Source organism: Oceanospirillum beijerinckii DSM 7166 (genome assembly GCF_000422425.1).
Lineage (GTDB): Bacteria > Pseudomonadota > Gammaproteobacteria > Pseudomonadales > Halomonadaceae > Oceanospirillum > Oceanospirillum beijerinckii.
This window is the reverse complement of the sequence record NZ_AULT01000043.1, coordinates 21,438-43,566: the sequence shown is the minus strand read 5'-3', so window position 1 is coordinate 43,566 and position 22,129 is coordinate 21,438. Positions and strand designations below refer to the sequence as shown.

General features: G+C 46.3%; 16 protein-coding genes. 10 read left to right on the top strand and 6 right to left on the bottom strand.

Annotated features, from left to right (window positions below; all coding sequences use genetic code 11):
- Positions 1 to 29: 29 nt before the first annotated feature.
- Positions 30 to 2,315, bottom strand: a complete 2,286-nt coding sequence (locus H579_RS0113295; RefSeq protein ID WP_028301091.1) for a bifunctional diguanylate cyclase/phosphodiesterase — start codon at positions 2,313 to 2,315, stop codon at positions 30 to 32.
- A gap of 345 nt (positions 2,316 to 2,660) precedes the next feature.
- Here H579_RS0113295 and ppk2 point away from each other — a divergent pair, with 345 nt between their 5' ends.
- Both ppk2 and H579_RS0113285 read left to right on the top strand, forming a co-directional pair.
- Positions 2,661 to 3,701: a polyphosphate kinase 2 gene (gene ppk2 / locus H579_RS25600; RefSeq protein WP_245583271.1), complete on the top strand. Its 1,041-nt coding sequence runs from the start codon at positions 2,661 to 2,663 to the stop codon at positions 3,699 to 3,701.
- On the top strand, positions 3,698 to 3,928 hold the full coding sequence (locus H579_RS0113285) for a hypothetical protein (protein ID WP_028301090.1): 231 nt from the start codon (positions 3,698 to 3,700) through the stop codon (positions 3,926 to 3,928). The genes ppk2 and H579_RS0113285 overlap by 4 nt, the downstream gene beginning before the upstream one ends.
- Before the next feature lie 137 nt (positions 3,929 to 4,065).
- On the opposite strand, the gene H579_RS0113280 is transcribed toward H579_RS0113285, so the two are convergent.
- Both H579_RS0113280 and H579_RS0113275 read right to left on the bottom strand, forming a co-directional pair.
- Positions 4,066 to 4,674 carry a LysE family translocator gene (locus H579_RS0113280; RefSeq protein ID WP_028301089.1) on the bottom strand — a complete coding sequence of 203 codons (609 nt, stop codon included), beginning with the start codon at positions 4,672 to 4,674 and terminating at the stop codon, positions 4,066 to 4,068.
- A gap of 210 nt (positions 4,675 to 4,884) precedes the next feature.
- Entirely contained in the window at positions 4,885 to 5,808 is a 924-nt protein-coding gene (locus H579_RS0113275; protein ID WP_028301088.1) for a LysR family transcriptional regulator, read from the bottom strand.
- A gap of 250 nt (positions 5,809 to 6,058) precedes the next feature.
- On the opposite strand from H579_RS0113275, the gene H579_RS0113270 reads away from it, so the two are divergent.
- Both H579_RS0113270 and H579_RS25595 read left to right on the top strand, forming a co-directional pair.
- A complete protein-coding gene (locus H579_RS0113270) occupies positions 6,059 to 6,991 on the top strand; it encodes a substrate-binding domain-containing protein (RefSeq protein ID WP_028301087.1) in 933 nt (310 codons plus the stop codon).
- Between the two features lie 147 nt (positions 6,992 to 7,138).
- Positions 7,139 to 9,682: a putative bifunctional diguanylate cyclase/phosphodiesterase gene (locus tag H579_RS25595; protein WP_051227615.1), complete on the top strand. Its 2,544-nt coding sequence runs from the start codon at positions 7,139 to 7,141 to the stop codon at positions 9,680 to 9,682.
- A gap of 67 nt (positions 9,683 to 9,749) precedes the next feature.
- On the opposite strand, the gene H579_RS0113260 is transcribed toward H579_RS25595, so the two are convergent.
- A complete protein-coding gene (locus H579_RS0113260; RefSeq protein ID WP_028301086.1) occupies positions 9,750 to 11,630 on the bottom strand; it encodes a methyl-accepting chemotaxis protein in 1,881 nt (626 codons plus the stop codon).
- 480 nt (positions 11,631 to 12,110) lie between these two features.
- On the opposite strand from H579_RS0113260, the gene H579_RS0113255 reads away from it, so the two are divergent.
- The gene (locus H579_RS0113255) at positions 12,111 to 12,494 is read left to right on the top strand and encodes a helix-turn-helix domain-containing protein (RefSeq protein WP_028301085.1); all 384 of its coding nucleotides are present in this window, start codon (positions 12,111 to 12,113) and stop codon (positions 12,492 to 12,494) included.
- A gap of 160 nt (positions 12,495 to 12,654) precedes the next feature.
- On the opposite strand, the gene H579_RS0113250 is transcribed toward H579_RS0113255, so the two are convergent.
- Positions 12,655 to 13,413, bottom strand: a complete 759-nt coding sequence (locus tag H579_RS0113250; protein WP_028301084.1) for a phosphotransferase — start codon at positions 13,411 to 13,413, stop codon at positions 12,655 to 12,657.
- 305 nt (positions 13,414 to 13,718) lie between these two features.
- On the opposite strand from H579_RS0113250, the gene thiB reads away from it, so the two are divergent.
- The 3 genes from thiB (at position 13,719) to H579_RS0113235 (ending at position 17,228) form a co-directional block, all read left to right on the top strand.
- A complete protein-coding gene (gene thiB, locus H579_RS0113245; protein WP_051227614.1) occupies positions 13,719 to 14,744 on the top strand; it encodes a thiamine ABC transporter substrate binding subunit in 1,026 nt (341 codons plus the stop codon).
- A 120-nt stretch (positions 14,745 to 14,864) separates the two neighbouring features.
- On the top strand, positions 14,865 to 16,421 hold the full coding sequence (locus H579_RS25590) for an ABC transporter permease subunit (RefSeq protein ID WP_245583269.1): 1,557 nt from the start codon (positions 14,865 to 14,867) through the stop codon (positions 16,419 to 16,421).
- Between the two features lie 111 nt (positions 16,422 to 16,532).
- Positions 16,533 to 17,228, top strand: coding sequence for an ATP-binding cassette domain-containing protein (locus H579_RS0113235; protein ID WP_084624117.1), 696 nt, complete (start codon positions 16,533 to 16,535; stop codon positions 17,226 to 17,228).
- Between the two features lie 268 nt (positions 17,229 to 17,496).
- Here H579_RS0113235 and H579_RS0113230 read toward each other — a convergent pair whose 3' ends face one another.
- Positions 17,497 to 19,713, bottom strand: a complete 2,217-nt coding sequence (locus H579_RS0113230; protein WP_051227612.1) for a sensor domain-containing diguanylate cyclase — start codon at positions 19,711 to 19,713, stop codon at positions 17,497 to 17,499.
- 326 nt (positions 19,714 to 20,039) lie between these two features.
- Here H579_RS0113230 and H579_RS0113225 point away from each other — a divergent pair, with 326 nt between their 5' ends.
- Both H579_RS0113225 and H579_RS0113220 read left to right on the top strand, forming a co-directional pair.
- Entirely contained in the window at positions 20,040 to 21,857 is a 1,818-nt protein-coding gene (locus tag H579_RS0113225; RefSeq protein ID WP_028301080.1) for a Na/Pi cotransporter family protein, read from the top strand.
- Positions 21,854 to 22,105, top strand: coding sequence for a hypothetical protein (locus H579_RS0113220; protein ID WP_028301079.1), 252 nt, complete (start codon positions 21,854 to 21,856; stop codon positions 22,103 to 22,105). Before H579_RS0113225 ends, H579_RS0113220 begins: the two co-directional genes overlap by 4 nt.
- Positions 22,106 to 22,129 lie beyond the last annotated feature (24 nt).

The window sequence follows — 22,129 nt, the reverse complement described above, 5'->3', positions numbered from 1 at the left end:
GGAAAGTTTTTGATAATCAACTATGACGCTCAGTCAGTCACTGGTTCAAAATGATTGAAAATAAAAACCTCCAATTCATCCAGAGGTAAGGGACGGGAAAACAGGTAGCCCTGAAAACGATCACAACCGAAGCGACGTAGCATCTCAGCCTGATGCTCCGTCTCAACCCCTTCAGCCAACACAGTCATGCCATAGTTTTTACCAATTGCGATAATATTCTGTACTAACTTTTGATCTGCTTCATTCGCACACAGGGTATCGACAAAACTTTTATCAATTTTCAGTTCATCCATCGGCAGGGTGCGTAACATACTCAGTGATGAGAAGCCGGTACCAAAATCGTCCATCGAGATATGACACCCCATCTCATGTACCTGGGACAATAGCGGCAAAATATAACCCAGATCTTCAATAAACAGGCTTTCGGTAATTTCCAGAGTGATCCGGTCAGGACTCATATCCGTTTCAGCCAGGCAATCCTGTAACTGAGTCAGAAAGTTAGGCTGCATAAACTGACGCAGTGAGATATTAATAGAAAGATCCAGCTTACAATCCAGCTTTTGCTGCAGTGCCTTTATTTCCCTTAATGCTGTCAGAGTAATGAACTCACCCAACGCAGGCATCAGGCCTGCATTCTCTGCAACGGAGATAAACTCGTCCGGCGGAACAAAACCCAGGCGCTTATTATTCCAACGCACTAAGGCTTCTACACCAAATACCTGGCCATCCTGTGTCACCTGAGGTTGATACACCATATGCAGCTCATTAGACTCCAGCCCCTGACGCAGCTCCTGCTCCATAACAACCTTATGCAGATAATCATCTTGCATGGTACAAGCAAAGAAACAGACACTGTTCCTGTATTTTTTCGCCTCGTACATCGCAATATCGGCTGCTCGTAGTAGCTGATCCAGGTTATCACCGTGTTCAGGATACTGAGCGATGCCTATACTCACCCCCAGAGTAAAGCTAATACCATTCACCTCGTAGGGGCGGGAGAGAGAATCAATGATCATCTGGGACTGTTCCTGCAGATGCGCATCATTGATACAGGGGTTTAGCGCAATAAACTCATCACCACCTTGACGTACCAGAACCACATCATCGGGAGTAACCGCCGTTAAACGACGTGTCAGCTCTTTTAGTACATGATCACCAAAGCCATGACCAAGGCTGTCATTGACACTTTTAAAGTGATCCATATCGATATAGAGCACACTAAAAGCAGGTGCGTCAGGTCTAATCCACTGATCGATATTTTGTTGCAGGTAGCCCCGATTGGGTAAGCCGGTCAGCTCATCATGGGTTGCCTGATAGATCAGCGCCTGACGTCTTTTCTTCTCCGCGTTAGCAATAATGCGAAATAATAGATAAAGCACAAACTGCGAGGAGATAAACAAGACCAGATAGATCAGCACGACCTTGGTAAAATCAGCCACGACCTGAGACTGCTCTATCTCAGACAATACCCAAAGCTCATAACGACTATCATACTTAGCAACGCCCTGACTCACCTTGTCATTGTAAAAGACCTCAAAGTCATAGGCCTGCTCACTGGCCTTAATCTGCTCAGGCGTTAAACCATAGTTTTGTTCCAGTTGCTGCAACACTTTTTTATAGATAGGTTCAACAGAGAGTGAATAAAGACGTTGGAAGTCATCCTGATCAGTGGATCGAAACTGGATATAACGGTCAAATCCCCGAATCAGCGATACCTGGTTGTATTCTCCCAAATGGAGTTTGTCGCTAAAGAAGCGGCTCGACCCCTTTATGCGAAAGCCTGCGGCAACCACTGCGATTACCTCTCCCGTTTCATCCCGTATCGCCTTACGGACAGGAATCAGCCACTCATTTAAGCCTGACATAAAGTAAGTTCGGCCTAACACCATTTTGTCGCTATTCACAGCGTGAATAAAAGAGTCTCGAGTAGTTTCCTGTTCCAACATATTAGGTAACAGGTGCAGAGGGGTATCCGTACTGATATAGGTTATCTCGCCCTGCGGTGTCAGTAACCCCACACCCACCAAATCAGGATTTAGATGTAAGATTTTCTTAAAGGCTTGATCGTCTGCCCGGTTAATGGCAGATCCATCAGGTCGGATCAACTCCCTACCCAAAATATCCAGCACCATCTCCTGATGGACAAACAGTGAATAACTGGCACTGGACACCAGCTCAACCAGATTATGTTGTTGCTTACGGTAATCATCATTCAGGGACTGCCATTTTAGATAAGACACCAGTAGCAAAAAACCAAAGCCACCCAGAATCAGCATCCCGAATAGTGTCCAGATATTTTTCCGTAGCAGGCTCATAGCAGCTATCCATCCTCATAATCGCCCTGAACTAACGTCCACTGCTCTGCTTTTTATATTCCTTCTACCCATAGGTAGGTCACAGGCTAACTTACTGAAGGAAAAAAGCTTAGTCCAGACTAAAGAGCAAAAAACCTAAACTTTCTCCGGCTTACCCCATGTACCAGTGTTTTCCTTCATCTTATTATCACCTTTATCTGACTAATCACTAAGCTGTCACATTATGCAAAGAAAATACAGCTTTAGTAATAATTGAGTAACAAACACTTGTACCTTCCGCTCTTTATTAGTAGTTTCAAAGATAGAGTCACCTGATTTAAATCGGCCATATTTAAGGAGAAAATGATGACGGATCCCGCTGAAGCAAAAGTCGACCCAATTGCCGAACAGCAGCAGGCACAGCCCGTGGTCAAGCCCAGCAATCACCCTCTGGATGAGGTTTCTGAGATGCTGACACCACCGCCACCTCTGGGTAATACGACCAAGCGTCCCCGCAAACGCAATCTGCCTCTTGTGAGTAGCTATCCCTACAGCAAGAGAATGGGGCGTGCTGAGTACGAAGCCCGTAAGCAAGAGCTGCAGATCGAGCTGCTGAAAATGCAGAACTGGGTGAAAGAAACCGGCCAGCGCGTTGTCATTTTGTTTGAAGGCCGTGATGCCGCCGGTAAAGGTGGCACCATCAAGCGTATTATGGAGCACATCAACCCCCGTGGTGCGCGTATTGTCGCTCTGGAAAAACCCTCTGAGCAGGAAGCCGGTCAGTGGTATTTCCAACGCTATATCAACCATCTGCCAACACAGGGCGAGATCGTACTGTTTGACCGATCCTGGTATAACCGCGCAGGTGTCGAACGTGTGATGAACTTCTGTTCTTCCACCGACTATCTTGAATTTATGCGTCAGGCACCGGATCTGGAACGCATGTTGGTGCGTGACGGTATCCATCTGTTTAAATTCTGGTTCTCTGTCAGCCGTCAGGAACAGCTGCGCCGCTTCCAGGCTCGCCGTCTCGACCCTCTGAAACAGTGGAAATTGAGCCCTATCGATTTGGCCTCTCTGGATAAATGGGATGCCTATACTGAAGCCAAAGAAGCGATGTTCTTCTACACTGATACGGCTGATGCCCCTTGGACGACCATCAAATCTGATGATAAGAAACGAGCCCGTATCAATGCCATGCTGCACATCCTGAACAGTATGCCTTACCCGAACAAAAACCTAGATGTGGTATGTCCTCCTGACCCTCTATTGGTAGGACGCGCAACTGATGTCCATGAAGTGGATGAGAAGGTTCTGAAGAAAGAACCGAAAGTCCCGGTTATTAATGAACCGATTACTGATAAGACAGTACCGGAAGTTGAAGAAAAGGCTGGGGCTGAATCATGAGCCAGGAATTACAGCAGAAAGCCCAGGATGTCGTCTCAGCCTTCAAACAGCAGTTGAGCAAAAGTGGGATTGAGCATGTGGGTCAGCACCATTTCTCAGAGCTGCAGCTCTTGATTGAGTCCGCTCTGACCAGTGTGAGCCTGCAACAGATGGAGCACACGGCAGATCGTGTTCAGAGTCTGGCTCAGCAACTGAGGCAAGAGGTCCAACACAGTAAACAGTTCTGATCCTTTCAGACACACGCGTGATACCCAATGCCCAGGGAGCCTTGCTCCGTGGGCATTTTCGCAGTATCAACGGGAAGATGCCTGCCAATGCTTTAAAGTTCATTAAAAGCGCATTGAAGACCTGTTAACAGCAGCTGCTAAAGCGTCACCACTCTCACAGCCAGAGCGATAAAAATCACCCCACTGACTTTATCAATCAAAGCTGACTTGCGTTGCAGCACACCGATCCACTTGGAGTGTGACAGTACCATCGCCACAATGCAGTACCACAGACCATCAATACCCGCTGCCGTAGCCAACATAATCAGCTGATCGGTCAAGGTTTGACCACTGGAGACAAACTGCGAGAACAGCGCGATAAAGAATACTGCCAGCTTAGGGTTCAGCAAAGAGATCGAAATACCATCACGAGCCGCATCCATTAATGGAGCCTGTTGTTTATCCAGTGCCAACTCACCACCCCCACTGGAGCGAATCGCCTTAAACCCCATCCAGGCCAGATAAGCCGCCCCGGCATAAGTGATGACCTGGTACAGTACCGGTGTTTTTGTCACCAGAATTGCTAAGCCCCATATCGTTAACACAGCCCAGATCCCCACACCTACCGCATGGGATAATGCTGCAAAAATGCCGTGCAAACGGCTGTTTACAATCGTATGGCGTAAAACCACTGCCAGGCTGGGTCCAGGAGACATTGCCCCTAAACAGCAGATCGCAACCAGTGACAGCCAAACCGTAAATGTCATTGTCAGTCCCTCAAATCAAACCTGAATACACAAAACACGTTGTAATGATCGTCAGTGTAATCCCTCTCCAACCATGCGAGAAATGCAATATCACACTGCAACACATGAAATTAATGCATACCCAAATCAGTCATCTTCCTGGATAAAAACACTTGACCCAATAATCTGAGCTTATCGGCCCGTATTGACTCAGACCAAAAACCAAGTGATCTATTTATCCATCGCCTGAGGTGAAAAGATCGACTGCCGGATCTGTTCAGCAATGCACAAACGCACCCACTGGTGAGCAGGGTCCTGATGATGAACCCCATGCCAGCAAAAGTGATAGTGATTCTCGGGAGAAACCATCGGCAGATTACAGTAAGTCACCGAAAAAAAGCGTCTGGCGTTATGGGCGATATGTTCCGGCAATATCAACAAGGCCTGGCTATCAGAAACCACCTGAAATGCAGCAGAGAAGAAAGGTACCTCAAACAGAATACGGCGACTCAATCCCTGCTGAGACAAGGTGCGATCAAAGAAAGAGTCCTTATCACCACCGCTGTTAATATGTACGAAGGGATAATCTAACAGCTCAGCTAAGTTTAAATCCTGCTTTTGTGCCAAGGGATGATCCTCAGCCATTAAACACACAGACCGGTCCTGCCCTAAAGCGATACCATGCAGGTTTTCCGGTACCGCAGGTATCATCGTCGAGATAAAATCCAGTGGTAACTGCCCCAATTGTTCCAAATCCTGACTTTGCAGAACCTGATAGATAATGTCTACACCGGGTGCTTGCTGCTGCAGACGTTGTAACACTTCTGGAAAGATAAATTGAGCCACGTAGTCAGTACAGGCAAAGCGAAATCGTCTCTGACAAGAACTGGGGTCAAAGCCTTCTGAGTCAGATAAGCTACCCACATCAGCCAGAATACGCTGCACTTTGGGCAGCAAGACCTGAGCACGGGCACTGAGCAGATAATCATTGCCTTCACGGATCAACAGCGCATCATTGAAGAAGTCCCTTAATTGCCCCAATTGACGACTCATAGCCGATTGAGTCAGATGCAAACGGTTGGCAGCCTGCGTCACATTTCGGCTCTCCAGTAACACTACCAACGCCCTGAGTAAATTAAGATTTAACCGTTCCACTTTTCAACTCGACCTGTTTCAATCTGATTAGACCTCTCTATAACATAATGCCAGCATTATACGACAACAGCATGCAACACCGGATGAGCACCATAACCTGCTAAAAACAGAAAAGAAATTGAGCAATATCAGCTTTAAAAGAAAAAGCTAAAACAATCGATTCAAATACATCTATGTTAGGTTTAATATATCCAGCCAAGCGATTAATTAAGATCAAAAACAATCAAAACATAGCCCCTGGTGATTGATTATGCGTGTTGTACTCTGCTGTCTGTTTTCGGTCCTGATACTGCCCTTTTCACTGCTTTTAGCTGACAATAGTTATGCAGAGGAAAAAGCACTGATCGCTTTTGCCCAGGATACCCTGAAGAATGATTTTCGGCGGGCTCAGGTAATGGAAGCCAAACAAGCCGCTCAGGCGCATAACAATATGCGTTTTACCTATTCCGACGCTCAGGGACGTACCTCACTGCTGATTCACCAGATTGAGCAGTTTATTTCCCGTCAAGTCGATATTCTTATTGTCGGCACTAATGACGCTCAGGCCGTCGTGCCCGTAATTAATAAAGCCCATAGCGCTGGCATCAAGGTCATTATTCTGGACCGGGGTGTCGATACAGATCAGTACACGACCTTTATCAACTCCGATAACCGGGAAATAGGTGCTATCGCCGGTCGTTATATCGCTGAACAACTGGAAGGCAAAGGGCGCGCTTTGCTGTTAGAAGGTATCTTAACCGCTGATGTAACCCAGCAACGTAGTGAAGGTTTTCTTAAGGTGATGCAGGATTATCCTGATATTAAAGTGATTCGTCGTACCGGTAACTATTTACGTAAGGATGCGCTCATCGAAATGGAAAAGCTACTGGCAGAAGGAATTCAGGTTGATGCGATCTTTTCTGAAAGTGACAGTATGCTAAGCGGTGTACGTGCCGTACTGACTAAACACCAGATTGATCCAGGCTCCATTATAATGATCGGCTGTGACTATATCTCTGAAGCACAAGCGGCTATTCGAGCCGGTAGCCAAACCGGCTCTGTCTATTTTCCTTTAGGAGGAAAAGCCGCCATTGATGCTGCTGCCCGACTTTTAGCAGGAGAAACACTCCCAAAACACCTGCAAATACCCGCCGACCTATTGGTCACCCGTCAGAATGTCAATCACGTTCAGCCCGTGTTTTGATACCCCTATTAATCATCTGGTTTGATGATAAAAGGATATACAGATGGGATAAGTAACGTAGGCCCGATAATGAATCTTAGTTTTAAGGCACAACGTGATTTCTCCATTCTGCCATAATGTTACAGAGCAGGCATGAGCTTACAGAACATGAAAACAATAAAACTGAATAAGCGTATTAAAAGCCTCTCCACCCGCGTTGCTGTATTAGTTACTCTGGGTGGTACCTTGGTGCTGTCCGCTCTTGGCTTCTACTTTGATCAGTTTTTACAGCACAGTTTTAAAGATAATGCTCAAAGTCGGGTACAACACGCCTTTGAACGCCTGGCCTTTAATATCAGTCAGGTAGAGTTTAACCTGCAGGAGGGCATCAGCTTTATCCGCAACCATGAACCCACCCTGGCTTCCATCGCATTAATCAACAACTACGAAGATAAAAACACCTATAACACCTTCCTATTGGATGAAGAGAAAAAGGCTCTCGCTGAAGAACTCCTAAAACGGGTCAAACTCTCTTTTAACGACACCATCGCCCTGTATAACCAGAACAGCGAATTGATCGCCTATGTCGCCCGGGATCATCAGGATTATCATCTGAACTTTATCTCCTACGACAATAGCCAGATACAGTTGATGCGCCGCTGGGAATACCAGTCTGAGTATCAAAAAACGCCTTTGGATAAATTAGAAAAAGATGTCATGGCACTCCGGCACCAGATGTTTTATGACAATAAAGAGGTCGAGGAGAAAATTCTGGTCACCTACCAGAAGCGTGAACATGCACTGGATATGCGCTCTCATATGAGTATTCGCTTATCGCCCAATCAGCCTCAAACCGCTCATATCGAAATGTCCCGTATCCTGGACGAGGACTTCTTCCGCCAGTTGTCAGAAAACCTGAATGTCAACCTGACACTGTCACAAGCACTGACATCTGGCAGTTTAATCTCTGGTGACCTGTTTCCTGACAGTGGCTCACAAGGCCCTTCTCGACCACTGCGAATACAGGAAAGTTCAGAGGCCTATCATGCCAGCCTGAAGATCGATAGCCTGGATGGGCCTGTCTACCTCACTGCCAGTTTGGCGCGAGGCGATATTAAACAGATTCTGGAAGCCAGCCAGCAACAGTTTTTACTGTTGTTACTGTTGGCTGCTGTCTTTAGCCTGTTGTTTATCTACCTGATTATTCACCGAAGTCTGCAGCGCCCTCTACATGCTCTAATGGAGCAGATTGAGCATATTGAGCACAGGGACTACCGTCATGCAAAGCAACTCACAACCGGTGATGAACTTGAAACAGTATCGGCCAAACTGAATCAGCTGGCGCGCAGCGTACAGGAGCGGGAACAGGACCTGGTTAACTCCAAAGCCAAACTGGAATACATGTCCAACCATGATGTACTCACCAACCTGCCCAACCGACGTTTTTTTGCCCATCGCTTGGAGTATTCCCTCAAACAGGCACAGAGCAAACAGACCCAGCTGGCGGTTATGTTTATCGACCTGGATCAGTTTAAACAGGTGAATGATACCCAAGGCCACCATATTGGTGACTTATTATTAACCCAGGTCGCTGAGCGCCTGCGCAGTTATGTTGGCCGACAAGATACCCTCGCCCGAATCGGCGGAGACGAGTTTAATATTCTGATAGAAGACCTGACCAGCTGCCAACAACTGGCCATCATTGCACAAAAATATATTCAGATGTTCTCTGAACCCTTCACAGTACAAGGACAGGAGATCACCATCTCCTCCAGTATCGGTATCGCACTTTATCCTCGGGATGGCACAGACTCTGTTGACCTGATCAAAAACGCTGATCTGGCGATGTATCAGGCCAAAGAGCAGGGACGTAATAACTTCTGCTTTTTCTCCGATGATCTGTTCGAACAGTTAAGCGAAAAAACCGAGATGACTTACGAACTGCGCCAGGCGATTCAGGCCGGTGACCAGTTCGTGCTGCATTATCAGCCCAAAGTGTGCGCCGGTAGTGGTCGAGTTGCCTCAATGGAAGCCCTGATCCGCTGGATCAGTCCTAAATTTGGTTTTGTACCACCGGATAAGTTTATCTCCCTGGCCGAAGAGTCCGGTATGATTCACACTATCGGCAAATGGGTACTGGAGCAGGGTTGTCACGACTACATGCGTTTACAAGAGCATAATATTACCCTGGAACATGTGGGCATCAATGTATCCAACATTCAGCTGCAAAATGAGCCGTTTATTCCCGAGCTGATGCGAGTGATGAAAGAGAGTGGTATTCAGGCAAAACAACTTGAGCTGGAGATCACCGAGAGCTATATCGCCACCGATGCTGATTCTGCCATCAAAACCCTGCAAACCTTCCGTGATATGGGTTTAGGTATTGCCATTGATGATTTTGGAACCGGTTACTCTTCTATGAGTTATCTGCAAAAGTTACCTATTTCACGCTTAAAGATCGATAAATCTTTTGTGGATGGCCTACCTCATGACAGTGACAGTATCGCAATCGTAAACGCTATTATGAGCCTGACGGAAAACTTTAAGCTGGAAGTCACAGCAGAAGGCGTGGAATATCAGGAGCAGCTCGAGTTCCTGGCTCAAGCGGGTTGTGATGAGATTCAGGGTTATTACTTCTCCAAACCACTCCCCTTTGATCAGCTGGTTGAGTTTTGCCAGGCACGCAATCCTGGCAATCTTCGCGCCTTGTAAATTCTCATTATGATTTTAAAAGGCTCCCAAACGGGCATTTCGGGAACCTTGTTATAAATATAAATGGCTACACCTTAAACTTATTTAACTCACTGTCTTGCTGCGCGGTTAGCTTCGCCATCGCTTGGCAAATATTCGCCTGCTCATGGGCTCCCTCTGCAACGGACTGACTGATATCACGGATATTCGAGGTGTTGCGATTGATCTCCTCTGCCGTGGCACTTTGCTGCTCCGCAGCCGTTGCGATCTGTACAGTCATCTGACTGATATTAAAAATACTGCTGCGAATCTGCTCTAAAGCATCATTGGCCTGACTGGATACCTGTTGAGTATCGTGCGCTTTTTGCCGACTCTCAGTAATAATCGCCTGCGCTCTTTTCACCCCACTTTGCAGCTGATTGATCATACTCTGAATCTCTTCTGTAGATTCCTGTGTCCGGGATGCCAAGGCTCGTACCTCATCGGCAACCACGGCAAAGCCTCGCCCCATCTCCCCCGCCCGTGCGGCCTCAATAGCCGCATTCAACGCCAGCAGATTGGTCTGATCCGCAATATCGGTAATCACCGTCAAAATAGATGCGATATTATCACTGTAGGTAGATAGCTCACCGATAGTAGATACCACCTTATCCATGTCCTCAGCCAGACCTGCAACTGAATGCGTGGTTTGTTCGACAATCTTACTGCCGTCAGCCGTTGCACTATCCGCCTGTTGTACCGCATCGGCAGCCCCCTGGGCATTTTGCGCAACCTCATTGGCCGTCGCAGACATCTGATGCATCGCTGTCGCCAACTGATCCAGCTCATGCAGCTGTACACTCAGGTTACTGGAGGCATCCTGAGCAGAACATGCCGACATATCGCTATTACTGCGCACATCATGAGAGATCTGCTTAATCTGATTGATCAAACTCTGCAGGTAGTCCAAAAACTGATTAAATTCACTGGAGACTTTACCAAACTCATCTTTACTCTCGATGGCTAAACGCTTAGTCAAATCACCGTTACCACTGTTGATCTCTGATAGAGAGCCATACAAATGCTTCAGCGGTAACAGTTGGCGAGTCACCGCAATATAGAGAGCAGTACTGCAGATCAAAGCACTGATAATAGTGGCTATCACCGCCATCATCCCCAAGTCATTAGCTTCCGCCATCACCTTGCGCTTATCCAGTACAACACCAATCAACCAATCGCTACCGTAGAGGTTTTGCAACTTATAAAAGCTGGTCAATACGGTAATATCCTCCGACCGGGCCTCCTGAAACGATCCTGTAAGCCCTGGCGCATTGCCATCAAATAGCTTACTGATCTGTTCACCGTTCAGCTTATCATTGGGATGGCTGATAATATTACCGTTGGCATTCACCAAAAAGGCATAACCTGTACCATTAAAACTTAGTGTATTTAAAGCATCTGAAACCGTTTTAAGGCTCAAGTCGCCACCAAATGCGCCCTTGAATACACCTTTATCGTAGAAATTTGCAACAGCTGAAATTAAAATTTCCTTAGTCGCTGCATCTGCATAAGGATCGGTAAGTACTGCCCGCTTATGGCTTTTAGCATAGGGATACCAGGGACGTTTACGAGCATCCCACCCCTCTGGATTCCACGTGGGATCATTGGTGATTCTCTTACCATCCGTATCCAGCCCACCAAAGATCAGAAGAAACTCCTCCTTCAGTAGCGGCGTATCAAAAGTGGTTTGAATGGTATTGGCATTAAAGTCAGCGTCTATGGTCTGAGCCATCATATCGATTAAACGAAGTTTGCCGTTTAACCAGTTGGTAATTTGGAAGGACATTACACTGGCAGCATCTTTTGTGCTCTGCTGTGTTTTCTCCATCAGAGTATCTCTGACCGAGTGATATTGTAGCCAGGAATAAGCGGCAAAAGTGACTACAATTATACAGGATGCCAGTAACGCGACCTTATGAGAAACCTTCATGGGCATCGCCTCTTTGCTAAGTCTGAAAATCTCATCCTTGCTTTATCTATTCATCCCTATCTTCCTGATAACCACCATCCTAAAACGCTGAATATCTCTCCTATCTCCTTGAGATTCAGAACTATTTGTTATTTTTTCAGTTGCTAACCTGGGAGACATTATCACCATGCAAAAAAGCATCTTTTTTGCGATAGCTTAAACCAAGAATAGAGCAAGATTAGGCATTCTTCCTTACGACAGCATCAGTCTAAATTTACATTATGATTAACACAAAAAGAGATATCCCAAACTTACAGCCAGATAACATGATTAGACGACTGCAAGTTTCGCAAGCAAAGTGATGAAAAATTCACACATACATCAGGCTTGCTCAAATGAGCAACAGGCGATATAAATTTGTCCCTTAGAGTGTTTTATCTAAAGCAATCACTCATCAAGGGCAAAGAGGGAGGCGTTCCTCCCAATCACAGGAGATCACACATGGAAGACAAGATAGTGCCTGTAACACCGTATAGTACCGAGGACACTATGTTACCCTGGCATGATACAAATCCCCTGCCAGAAACTCTGGCCAAAATAACCCGACATATTTCTGACAATCTACACATGGAGATGGATCATCACAGTTTAGCTGACCGCTATGATATGAATGTCACTCAGTTGGAAGCGATGTTCCAAGACCATCTATCTCAGACTCCTACAGAGTTTCAAAAGAGGGTCAGGCTGAATAAGGCACAGTATTTACTGGAGCAAACGCTGTTAAGCTTGGAAACTGTCGCAGATAAATCAGGATTCGGTGACATTCCCAGCTTACAGGATGCTTTTTTACAAAACCTGAATATGTTTCCTTCACGCTATAAATAAACCGAATAAGTCAGCTAAGGACAATTTAGCCGCAAAAAGAGGACCAACAGATAAAGAGGGATAATTACGACAATCACCCGTACAACATACTGACTAGGGCTAAAGCATTCCCCCCCACTTAGCCCAAGCTAATTCATGTACTCAAGCATGATCTTTTTATTTAGGCCCGCACCCGATACCAGAGCTGTTCCAATAAACGGTTGACCTGAGCGGCCTGCTGTAGACCATTGAGAAAGTCTGCCTCACTGAATTGTTTAAACGCAGGTAAGGTCATCAGAATACTACTGTCGAGGGCGCAACTGTTATGCAGCATCGCTGCATCCAACCAGGGATTTCCCAGGGCAGCATACTCCCAATCAATAATTCTGAGCTGCTCATCTTGCCAGCAGAGATTACCAGGATGCAGATCATGATGGGTCAAACAAGATTGGACTGCAGGCAACGCCTGAAAAACCTCTACCAGACAACTTAATTTTTCCAACCAAGGGGCGGCATCTGACAATCGATTCAGGGCTTTTTGGTAGCGCTCAAACAGATCAGGATAACTGATGGCCGGTGGCGACATAATACTCTGACAATCTGCTACAGCGTTTAGCAATTGCAGTTTCATCACACATGTCAGCACGGAGCCCTCTAAGCCTACGCCGTGATGCTTCATCACACACCAGCCGGATTTCGGCTCGTTGGCAATGACCTGAACAGACCAAGGGAAGGGCTGAATAGTAGATAACACTGCCTGTTCACAAGTACGATCAACACCAAATACCAGATCATCTCTGGCATTTACCCTTAAAATCAAAGGCTGTTGATGATCTGAGCCTTGATAGAGCCAGTTACTAGTGCCCTTACTGGCTAAAGGTAACCAATGCACTGGATATTCCAGCCTCTGATTAACCTGAGCAAAAATAGACTCATGCATGGCGAGCCCCCGCTGTTTCAGCTAATATCACGCCCTAAAATTGGCGAACCCTGTACAATCAGTTACCAATCCCCTGAGCAGTAGTTGGGCGGTATCCCTCAAAGACCGTCACCACCTATTGATCTGGCGGATCATATATAAGCACTCAAAGAAAAAGTTTCTCGAATAAAAAGACACTGCTCTCTTGCACCCTACAACGGCAGACCGAAGAAGATCTAAATATTCTTGTTTGCGTATGTGCTTGAGCAATACTTTTCGGTATGCCTACATAACACCTTGAGCAATAAAACAAAGTGAGTCAAATCATGAACCTTATTCACTCCCGGCTACAAACACTATTTGCAGGTTTTGTCACAGCAATTCTGGCTTTGTTTAGCTTTCAGGCTCAAGCTCAGTCCCAAAATCAAAATGACATATTAACTGTCTATACCTACGACTCCTTTGTTTCTGAATGGGGACCGGGTCCACAACTGAAAAAAATATTTGAGCAACAGTGTCAGTGTGAGCTGAAATTTGTCGCGGTAGAAGATGGGGTCAGTATTCTGAATCGGGTACGCATTGAAGGTAAAAAGACTAAAGCAGATGTGTTGCTGGGCTTGGATAATGGACTGATTGAAGAAGCTCGTCAGCTGAAGTTAGTACGACCTCATAAGCTAACAACCGATCACCTGACTCCAGTACTAAACTGGCAAGATGACAGCTTTATGCCATTTGATTACGGTTATTTTGCCTTTATCTATGACAACCGAAAGATTGAGCGACCCGCGACATCACTGAGTGAGCTGATCCAATCTGATGCACAGGTGATCTACCAGGATCCTCGTACCAGCACCCCTGGTCAAGGTCTGATGACCTGGATGAAAGCGGTGTATGGTGATCAAAGCACACAACAGTGGCAACAGCTGGCTCAACATACCGTTACAGTCACTAAGGGTTGGTGGGAAGCTTACAGTATGTTTTTGGAAGGAGGCAGCGATTACGTCCTGAGTTACGCCACTTCACCCGCTTATCATGCCGTTGCTGAAGGTCATGAACATTATCAAGCGGCACTGTTTAGTGAAGGTCATGTGACTCAGATTGAAGTCGCTGGAATCACTAACAATAGTAAAAACCCTGAACTAGCGCGGGATTTCCTTGAGTTTCTGACATCAGCTGAAGCCCAGAAGATTATTCCAGTGACCAACTGGATGCTGCCAGTGATCGATGGTGTTGAACTGCCCCAGGCATTCTCTAAGTTGATTCAACCCAAAACAATTGGCTTTACACCCAAAGAGATCAGTCAACAGCGTAAAGCCTGGTTACGGGAATGGCGCAGTGCGGCCAGCCAGTAAGCCAGGATTGATTAAACATCCGTGAAATTATTTCTGTTCAAGCGATCTTTATTCAAACGATCACTCAACACATTCTCAGTATCCAAAGCCGCCATGCTGGCCTATGCCGTTGTAATATTTATGACGGCATTAGCCTTTTATGGCCTGATTGGCTTTGATCAGGCCCAGTTTGATGCCCGCCTGTTACGGGATAGCTATATCCAACAGATCCTGATGTTCTCTATTCAACAGTCCGGACTGAGTGCTCTGCTGTCCATCCTATTCGCTATACCCATTGCCCGCACCATACATTTTATGCCTCAGTTACCGGGACGCCTGGTTTTCCTACGCCTATGTCTGCTGAGCTTTATTATGCCAACACTCGTGCTAGTGACAGGCTTAGTCGCACTGCTGGGGCGCTCCGGTTATATCACACCATTACTGAGTGAGGATTGGAATCTCTATGGCCTGAACGGCATTTTACTCGCCCATATCTATCTGAATATGCCGTTAGCCGTACGAGTACTGAGCCAACAACTCGGCCATATTCCCGATACCGGCTGGCGTCTGGCCCAACAGTTAAAATTGTCTCCATGGCAAAGTTTTCTCAAGGTGGAGTGGCCTGCAATAAAAAGTAGCCTGCTGATGCTATCTGCTTTTATCTTTGTCCTATGTTTTAACAGCTTTGCTGTGGTTCTGGCTCTGGGGGGAGGCCCTGGTTCGACCACGCTGGAAGTGGCGATTTATCAGGCATTGAAATATGACTTTAACCTCAGCGAAGCGTTGACTCTCGCTTGGCTACAGTTTGCCCTGGCCGGTAGTATATTCTTATTAATGGCAAAGCTGGGCAAACTAAACTGGCTCAGTGCCGATACCGGTCATCAGCGCTGGTTGCCCACCTGGCCGAAATATCAACAACATGCTTATCGCATTCTGTATTGTCTGGTCTGGCTACTTCTCCTATCACCAGTATTGGCATTATTGCCGACAATACTCAGCGTTAATTGGGAGACTTTTAACTGGATAACTCTCTTTACATCAGCACTACGCTCTCTGGCCCTGGCTTTAACCAGTGCGCTGCTTGCACTATTACTGACCTGGTATTTACTGCAACCGATTCGAAGCACTTATCGGCATCAACAAGAGAAATTTAGAGTCATTCTTCAGTGGTTAGCGACCCACACCTTAGTGGCTCCGGCAATGGTGCTATCCACAGGGCTATATATCTACCTACTACCCAGAACCGATCTGGATAGCAGCGGTATTTTCTGGTTGATCACACTCAACGCACTACTCCTAATACCCTTTATTTTCGGCCAGCTCAAACCTCGTCTGATTCAGTTTGATCAACAATACGCTTTATTGAGCGAGAATCTTAAGCTCACCCCCAAACAACGCCTGTATATTTTATGGCCTTTTATCCGCCCAGCGCTGATTAGCAGCTTTTCTCTGGCCGTATTGCTGGCCTTAGGAGATGTAGCCGTGTTCTCTATTTTTGGTGATAGCGACTGGTCTACTCTACCCTGGTTAATCTACGGTTATGCAGGCAGTTATCGCATGGCTGAAGCGGCTCTGGCATCTTTACTATTATTACTACTGTGTATCGCGTTGATCTACCTGTTTGAGCACACGCCAGGCGGACATTTTCGGGATAGCGGTTCACGTAAATCAAAAGTAAAAAACGGGTCAGGTAAATAGGTCAAATGGATTTAGATACAGGAGATTTAACTCATGAGCTATCCTGAACGCACTAATACAACGACCCCAGATACAACGACCCCAGATACAAGGAGTTCAGATATAAAAAGTATGCACAGTCAGAACATAACGATTCAGAATATTGGGAGTCATAGTATCAATAAAAAAAGACAAGCCAGCCACAAACACGGACTAGAGATCCAACAGCTGAACGTTCAGCTAGAGCAACTGACTCTCAGCTATAACCTAAGTGTGACAACCGGCGAAATTCTGGCAATTCAGGGCACCAGCGGTGTGGGTAAAACCACATTACTGAATACGATTGCCGGCTTTCAGCACGCCAAAAGCGGGACCTTGCTCTGGCAAGGGAGTGAACTGTTGGGACTACCGGCCGATAAACGTCCGGTGAGTATGCTATTTCAGGAATACAACCTGTTTGAACATATTTCCGTACTGGATAACTTAACGCTCGGCTTTACGGGTCTGATACCTAAACAAGCCTTAATCGCAGCTGCTGAGCATTTAGGCTTAGCCGACCAGATCAGTAAGATGCCAACGGAGCTGTCAGGAGGGCAAAGACAACGCGTAGGGTTGATACGTACCCTGCTACGTCCGGAGCCTATTATCTTGCTTGACGAACCCTTCGCAGAGTTAGATCAGAATACCCGCCTACAAGCCGCTCAATGGACAAGAGAGGTCGCCAAACAACAGGGTAAAACCCTTTTACTGGTCACCCATCAGCAAGAAGACGTTGAAGTCGTGGCCGATAGCACTTTAGTTTTGCAACAAAGTAAAAGTGCGGACTAACAGTGTAGTGATTATATACAGTTAGTGGTTACACCACTGCACTCTGTAGAGCGATCAACTGACAGCATACCTCTTATAATCAGGCATAGAGGAGAACAGAGGGGCACGTTTACCGATAATTTCAATATAAAGCACTGCAAAATTATAAAATTTAGTGTTTTTATAAATGCCAGAAAGTTTTTGTACCGATCGTTACTTGTACTATTTTCCTTAGCGGAGAAGGCCAGGCGCAAATTGGGCAAGACAGAGAGGCACCCTGTCTTTAACACTAAATCACCTCAGGATTTGGTTCACTAAACAGATAACCTTGTGAATAGCGAATATCCAATGCTTCTACTATAGCTTGTACCGACTCTGAGTGCACAAACTCAGCCACTACAGGAATACCTGCATTCTGGGCAAAGAAGACGATCGCTCGGGTAATTTCATAACTGGTACGATCTGTATCGATATTTTTGATGTACTTGGCGTCGATCTTGATGCTATCCACATCCAGCTCAAGAATGCGTTCAAAATTGGAGTATTCTGTACCAAAATCATCAATCGCCAGTTTAAAGCCCAGGCTCTTCAGCTCAATCAACTGAGTGACATTATTGGCCTTACCGGATGCACTGACGCCTTCCAGAATCTCAAGTGTCACGCGTTCTGGTGAAATATTGTATTGCTCGGCCTTTTTCGTCAGATACTCCACCAGGAACTGCTGACTCAAATCATCTTCGGTAATATTGATCGAGAAAGTACACTGATGATGCTCCATCACCGCAAAACTGCGATCAATCATCAAACGGGTCAGAGCAGGCAACAAACCAGAGAGTTTAGCGGCATTCAGGAATTGGAAAGGACCGTAAACCTCACCATCAATATGCATACGAATCAGGGTTTCGTAATGATTGATCTCACCGGCATGATTATCACGAATTCCCTGAAAGTAAGGCACCAAACAGCTTTCATTTAATGCCCTGTGCAGCAAAGCATTCCAATGCATATATTCAAGACGACGGGTTTGCTCCACTTCATCGTTTTCACCAGAATAAAGATGGAAACGGCCACGGCCCTCTTTCTTCGCCTTTTTGATCGCCAACAGGGATTTGCGCATCAGGTCCTGTCGATCTATCGCTCCACCAAACGTAAAGCTGATATTAAAGCTCAGGTCGTCCACTTTAATCTGATTCAGGAAAAAATACTGACGTACTCGTTTAAAGATACTATCCAGATCAACTTTCGACGGGTAATGTGCGGCAAACTCATCCGCATTCAGGCGATACAGTTGTGCACCAATGAGTAACGCCTTGAGCTGTGCAGTGATCGCAATCAGCAAACGATCAGCAAAATCCAAACCGTAAGCGGAGTTGATCAAACTGAAGTTATTCACATTCATAACAAGCAGAGAGCAGCCCTCACTGCAAGGAGCACACTCGGCTTCACAGACACTGAGTGCCTCTTGCAAACGAGTTTTATTGGGCAAACCCGTTAAAGGGTCATGCTCCAGCGCCTGAATACGGCGGTCGCGCTCTTTTTTCAGTTCGGACAGATCATTAAATACCGCAACAAAGTTCTGGATATCACCCGCAGTATTGCGCATTACATTCAGGCTGAGCCATTGAGGCAGCAAGGTGCCATCTTTGCGCCGATTAACAATCTCGCCATTCCAGCAACCATCTTCCAGCAACTGTTGCCACATTGTGTGATAAAAGTTTCGATCCTGCAGGCCAGAGGCCAGAAAACTGGGGTTTTTGCCCTGTACTTCTGCCAAGGTGTAGCCGGTGGCCTGTTCGAAGTAACGGTTCACTTCGATAATGCAGTTTTCTGCATCGGTAATCACAACACCTTCCGAAGCGTTCTCAATCGCCGTACCGAACAACTGTAAACGCTTCTTCTGCTTCTTATAGGCCTGTATCTGTTCCTGACGTGACAGCACAATACTGATGATATCGGCACCGACCTGTAAAACCCGGGTGTGGAAAGGCGTGGGTTTACGATGTTCAAATGAAGACAGGGCAAAAGAACCGATCGGTTGGTTTTCCGCATCCTGAATAGGGTTAGACCAGCATGAACAGAGGTTAAAGTCATAAGCCACCTGGCGCAGATCCAGCCAACGCTTGTCTTCAAACGTATCAGTGACATAAACCGGCTGGTTATGATAAACCGCATTACCACAGGAACCTGCCTGAGGCCCTGGAATCAAGCCATTCAACACCTGATGACCGTTTGCCGGTATACTGGGCGCAGCCAACACATTCAGCTGCCCCATCTCGTCTAATAACATGACCGAAGCCACCGAATTAGGCAGTAACTTCTCAGCCATCAGACATAACTGGTTAATCACATCCAGATAGCCCTCATTACGTGCCACCATGCCAAAAATGGTCTGCTGGATCTCCATGATCTGTTCCTGTTGATCAACGGTCACAGGCACACTTTGCCCTGCCGATGTCATGGCCTCCGTGGTAGAGCGCTTAGCTTGAGAGCCGGAATCAGATGTCATGGTTAACCTTAAACTTGAAAAGCCAGAAGCAAATAAAGAATATTGCAGAATGATAACATCTTAACGCGACGTCTAGGGTATCAAAATGCGTTCTTTTGCCACATATTGCTAATAAAATAAGTGAGAAAAGCGAATGGGGCTGCCGCTATTCATATCATAACGCCCTTGGATCTTTAAATTGTCTTTTTGGTATCTAAAGATTGGTTTTTCTGGTTGATCTGATATTTGGCTGAATCTGAGCCGATACAAACGGTCAAAAGGGTGGTTAAATGACAGCAGGATTGCAAAACCATTACAAAAGCTCAGGATAAGGAAAACATCCCCCCATGATACGTAAACTGGTTCTTCCCTCGATATTTATTTTTTTGGCTTACGGTTTCTGGATAAGCTCTGATTTTAAAGAGATTGCTGCCGGTGTGGCGATTTTTCTGTTTGGTATGCTGGCGCTTGAAGAAGGCTTTAAAGCCTTTACCGGGGGGTTACTGGAGAAAATTCTGCAGCGCACTACCGACAAGCTTTGGAAAAGCCTGAGCTTTGGCGTTATCAGTACGACGGTAATGCAATCCAGCTCTCTGGTCTCCGTGATTACGATCTCATTTCTATCTGCAGGGTTGATCTCTCTGGCTGCAGGTGTTGGTATTATCTTTGGTGCAAACCTCGGCACGACAACCGGAGCCTGGCTGGTAGCAGGTTTGGGTTTAAAGGTGAAGATATCCACCTATGCTATGCCGATGCTAGTATTTGGCATCATTCTGGTATTCCAGAAGAGTAAAGAGCTTAAAGGCATAGGCTATGTTCTGGCCGGTCTGGGTTTCCTTTTCCTGGGCATCCATCATATGAAAGAAGGCTTTGAAGCCTTTAAAGACACCATAGATCTGACCGCCTACGCCGTTGATGGCTATACCGGCGTCTTCCTCTTTACCCTGATTGGCCTGGCAGCCACCGTCGTGATGCAATCCAGTCATGCCACACTGGTGTTGATCATTACCGCTTTGAGCGCTCAGCAAATTACTTATGAAAATGCCTTGGCACTAGCCATCGGCGCTAATGTCGGCACCACGATCACCGCTGTTATCGGCTCCTTAAGCGCCAATATTCAGGGTAAACGCCTGGCGGGTGCCCATTTAATTTTTAATGCCATCACCGGCCTGATCGCGATAGTATTTATCTATCAGCTTACTCATCTGGTCGATACGACCAGTGCATTCTTAGGCATTGACGACGATAACTACACGCTGAAACTAGCGGTATTTCATACCATCTTTAATGCCATTGGCGTTATCGTAATGCTGCCCTTTATTAGCCAACTGGTGGACTTTCTGCAGCAATACCTGAAAGCGGAGGCCGCATCCGGCCCTTCTAAACCCCGTTATCTGAATAAGGCTGCGTCTGAGCTACCAGATACCGCAATTGCCGCAGTACGCCAGGAAACCCTGCATCTGTATGACAATGCGGCCAAGATTATTGCCGGAGGGCTAAGCCTTCATCTGAAAGATATCCACAGCGAGATGCCTCTGGATGAGATAATCCATAGATCCCGCAAAGTACTACCCACCGATATTGACCGCCTGTATCAGGACAGCGTGAAAGGGCTCTATGCAGACATAGTGGACTATATCAGCCTGGCTCAGGGTGAGATGTCTCCTGAACAAACCGAGGAACTGTTCCTGCTGAGAGCCGCTGGACGGGATATCGTCGAAGCTATTAAAGATACCAAGCACCTGCAAAAGAACCTGTCGACCTATATCAATGCTGACAACCCCTATATTCAGCACGAATACGACAATCTGAGAAAGCGTCTGGCCTCAGTGCTCAGAACCCTGCATGAGGTTCGAAATCATGGTCATAATTCTGCCATCATTTTGTCACTGGACAGTCTCAAGATTGACATGAAAGAACATGATCAAAGCCTGAATAATAGCCTCAATACTCTGATTCGTAATAAGCAACTCAATCCGGCAATGTCTGTTTCTTTAATGAACGACAGCAGTTATGCCTACGACGTCACCCGTAATCTGGTTCAGATGGGTGAAGTTTTATTCTCACGGGCAGAACTGCAATTAAAAGAAGCCGAGCGGAGTCTGTCACTGGATGACGATGAGGTAAACGCCATGGTTGAACAGCACAAGGATAAGCCGTTATGAATATTAAAAAACTGATGCGCCGGGCCGAGGAATATCTCAGCTCAGATGAGCGTAAACGCAAAGAAAAACGCCGCTACCTTAAACAAGTGGTACGTAAATTACGCCAACATGAGAAAGCGTTAAAACAAACCTTGGAAGAGTGCAGTGACCGCGATCAATGCCGACAGCTGAAAAGAGAAATTGTGTTGGCCCACAGCCAGCGCAAAAAAGGTGTGACTCAGTTAAAAGCCCTGAAAAAGAAAAAATAGCATCTGAAGCACGGGTTAAGACCA

Coding starts and splice junctions, on each gene's coding strand:
- H579_RS0113225 (WP_028301080.1), top strand. CDS start 20,040: ATGATACGTAAACTGGTTCTTCCCTCGATATTTATTTTTTTGGCTTAC.
- H579_RS0113285 (WP_028301090.1), top strand. CDS start 3,698: ATGAGCCAGGAATTACAGCAGAAAGCCCAGGATGTCGTCTCAGCCTTC.
- H579_RS0113220 (WP_028301079.1), top strand. CDS start 21,854: ATGAATATTAAAAAACTGATGCGCCGGGCCGAGGAATATCTCAGCTCA.
- ppk2 (WP_245583271.1), top strand. CDS start 2,661: ATGACGGATCCCGCTGAAGCAAAAGTCGACCCAATTGCCGAACAGCAG.
- H579_RS0113250 (WP_028301084.1), bottom strand. CDS start 13,413: ATGCATGAGTCTATTTTTGCTCAGGTTAATCAGAGGCTGGAATATCCA.
- H579_RS0113230 (WP_051227612.1), bottom strand. CDS start 19,713: ATGACATCTGATTCCGGCTCTCAAGCTAAGCGCTCTACCACGGAGGCC.
- H579_RS0113255 (WP_028301085.1), top strand. CDS start 12,111: ATGGAAGACAAGATAGTGCCTGTAACACCGTATAGTACCGAGGACACT.
- H579_RS0113280 (WP_028301089.1), bottom strand. CDS start 4,674: ATGACATTTACGGTTTGGCTGTCACTGGTTGCGATCTGCTGTTTAGGG.
- H579_RS0113270 (WP_028301087.1), top strand. CDS start 6,059: ATGCGTGTTGTACTCTGCTGTCTGTTTTCGGTCCTGATACTGCCCTTT.
- thiB (WP_051227614.1), top strand. CDS start 13,719: ATGAACCTTATTCACTCCCGGCTACAAACACTATTTGCAGGTTTTGTC.
- H579_RS0113235 (WP_084624117.1), top strand. CDS start 16,533: ATGCACAGTCAGAACATAACGATTCAGAATATTGGGAGTCATAGTATC.
- H579_RS25590 (WP_245583269.1), top strand. CDS start 14,865: ATGACGGCATTAGCCTTTTATGGCCTGATTGGCTTTGATCAGGCCCAG.
- H579_RS25595 (WP_051227615.1), top strand. CDS start 7,139: ATGAAAACAATAAAACTGAATAAGCGTATTAAAAGCCTCTCCACCCGC.
- H579_RS0113260 (WP_028301086.1), bottom strand. CDS start 11,630: ATGAAGGTTTCTCATAAGGTCGCGTTACTGGCATCCTGTATAATTGTA.
- H579_RS0113295 (WP_028301091.1), bottom strand. CDS start 2,315: ATGAGCCTGCTACGGAAAAATATCTGGACACTATTCGGGATGCTGATT.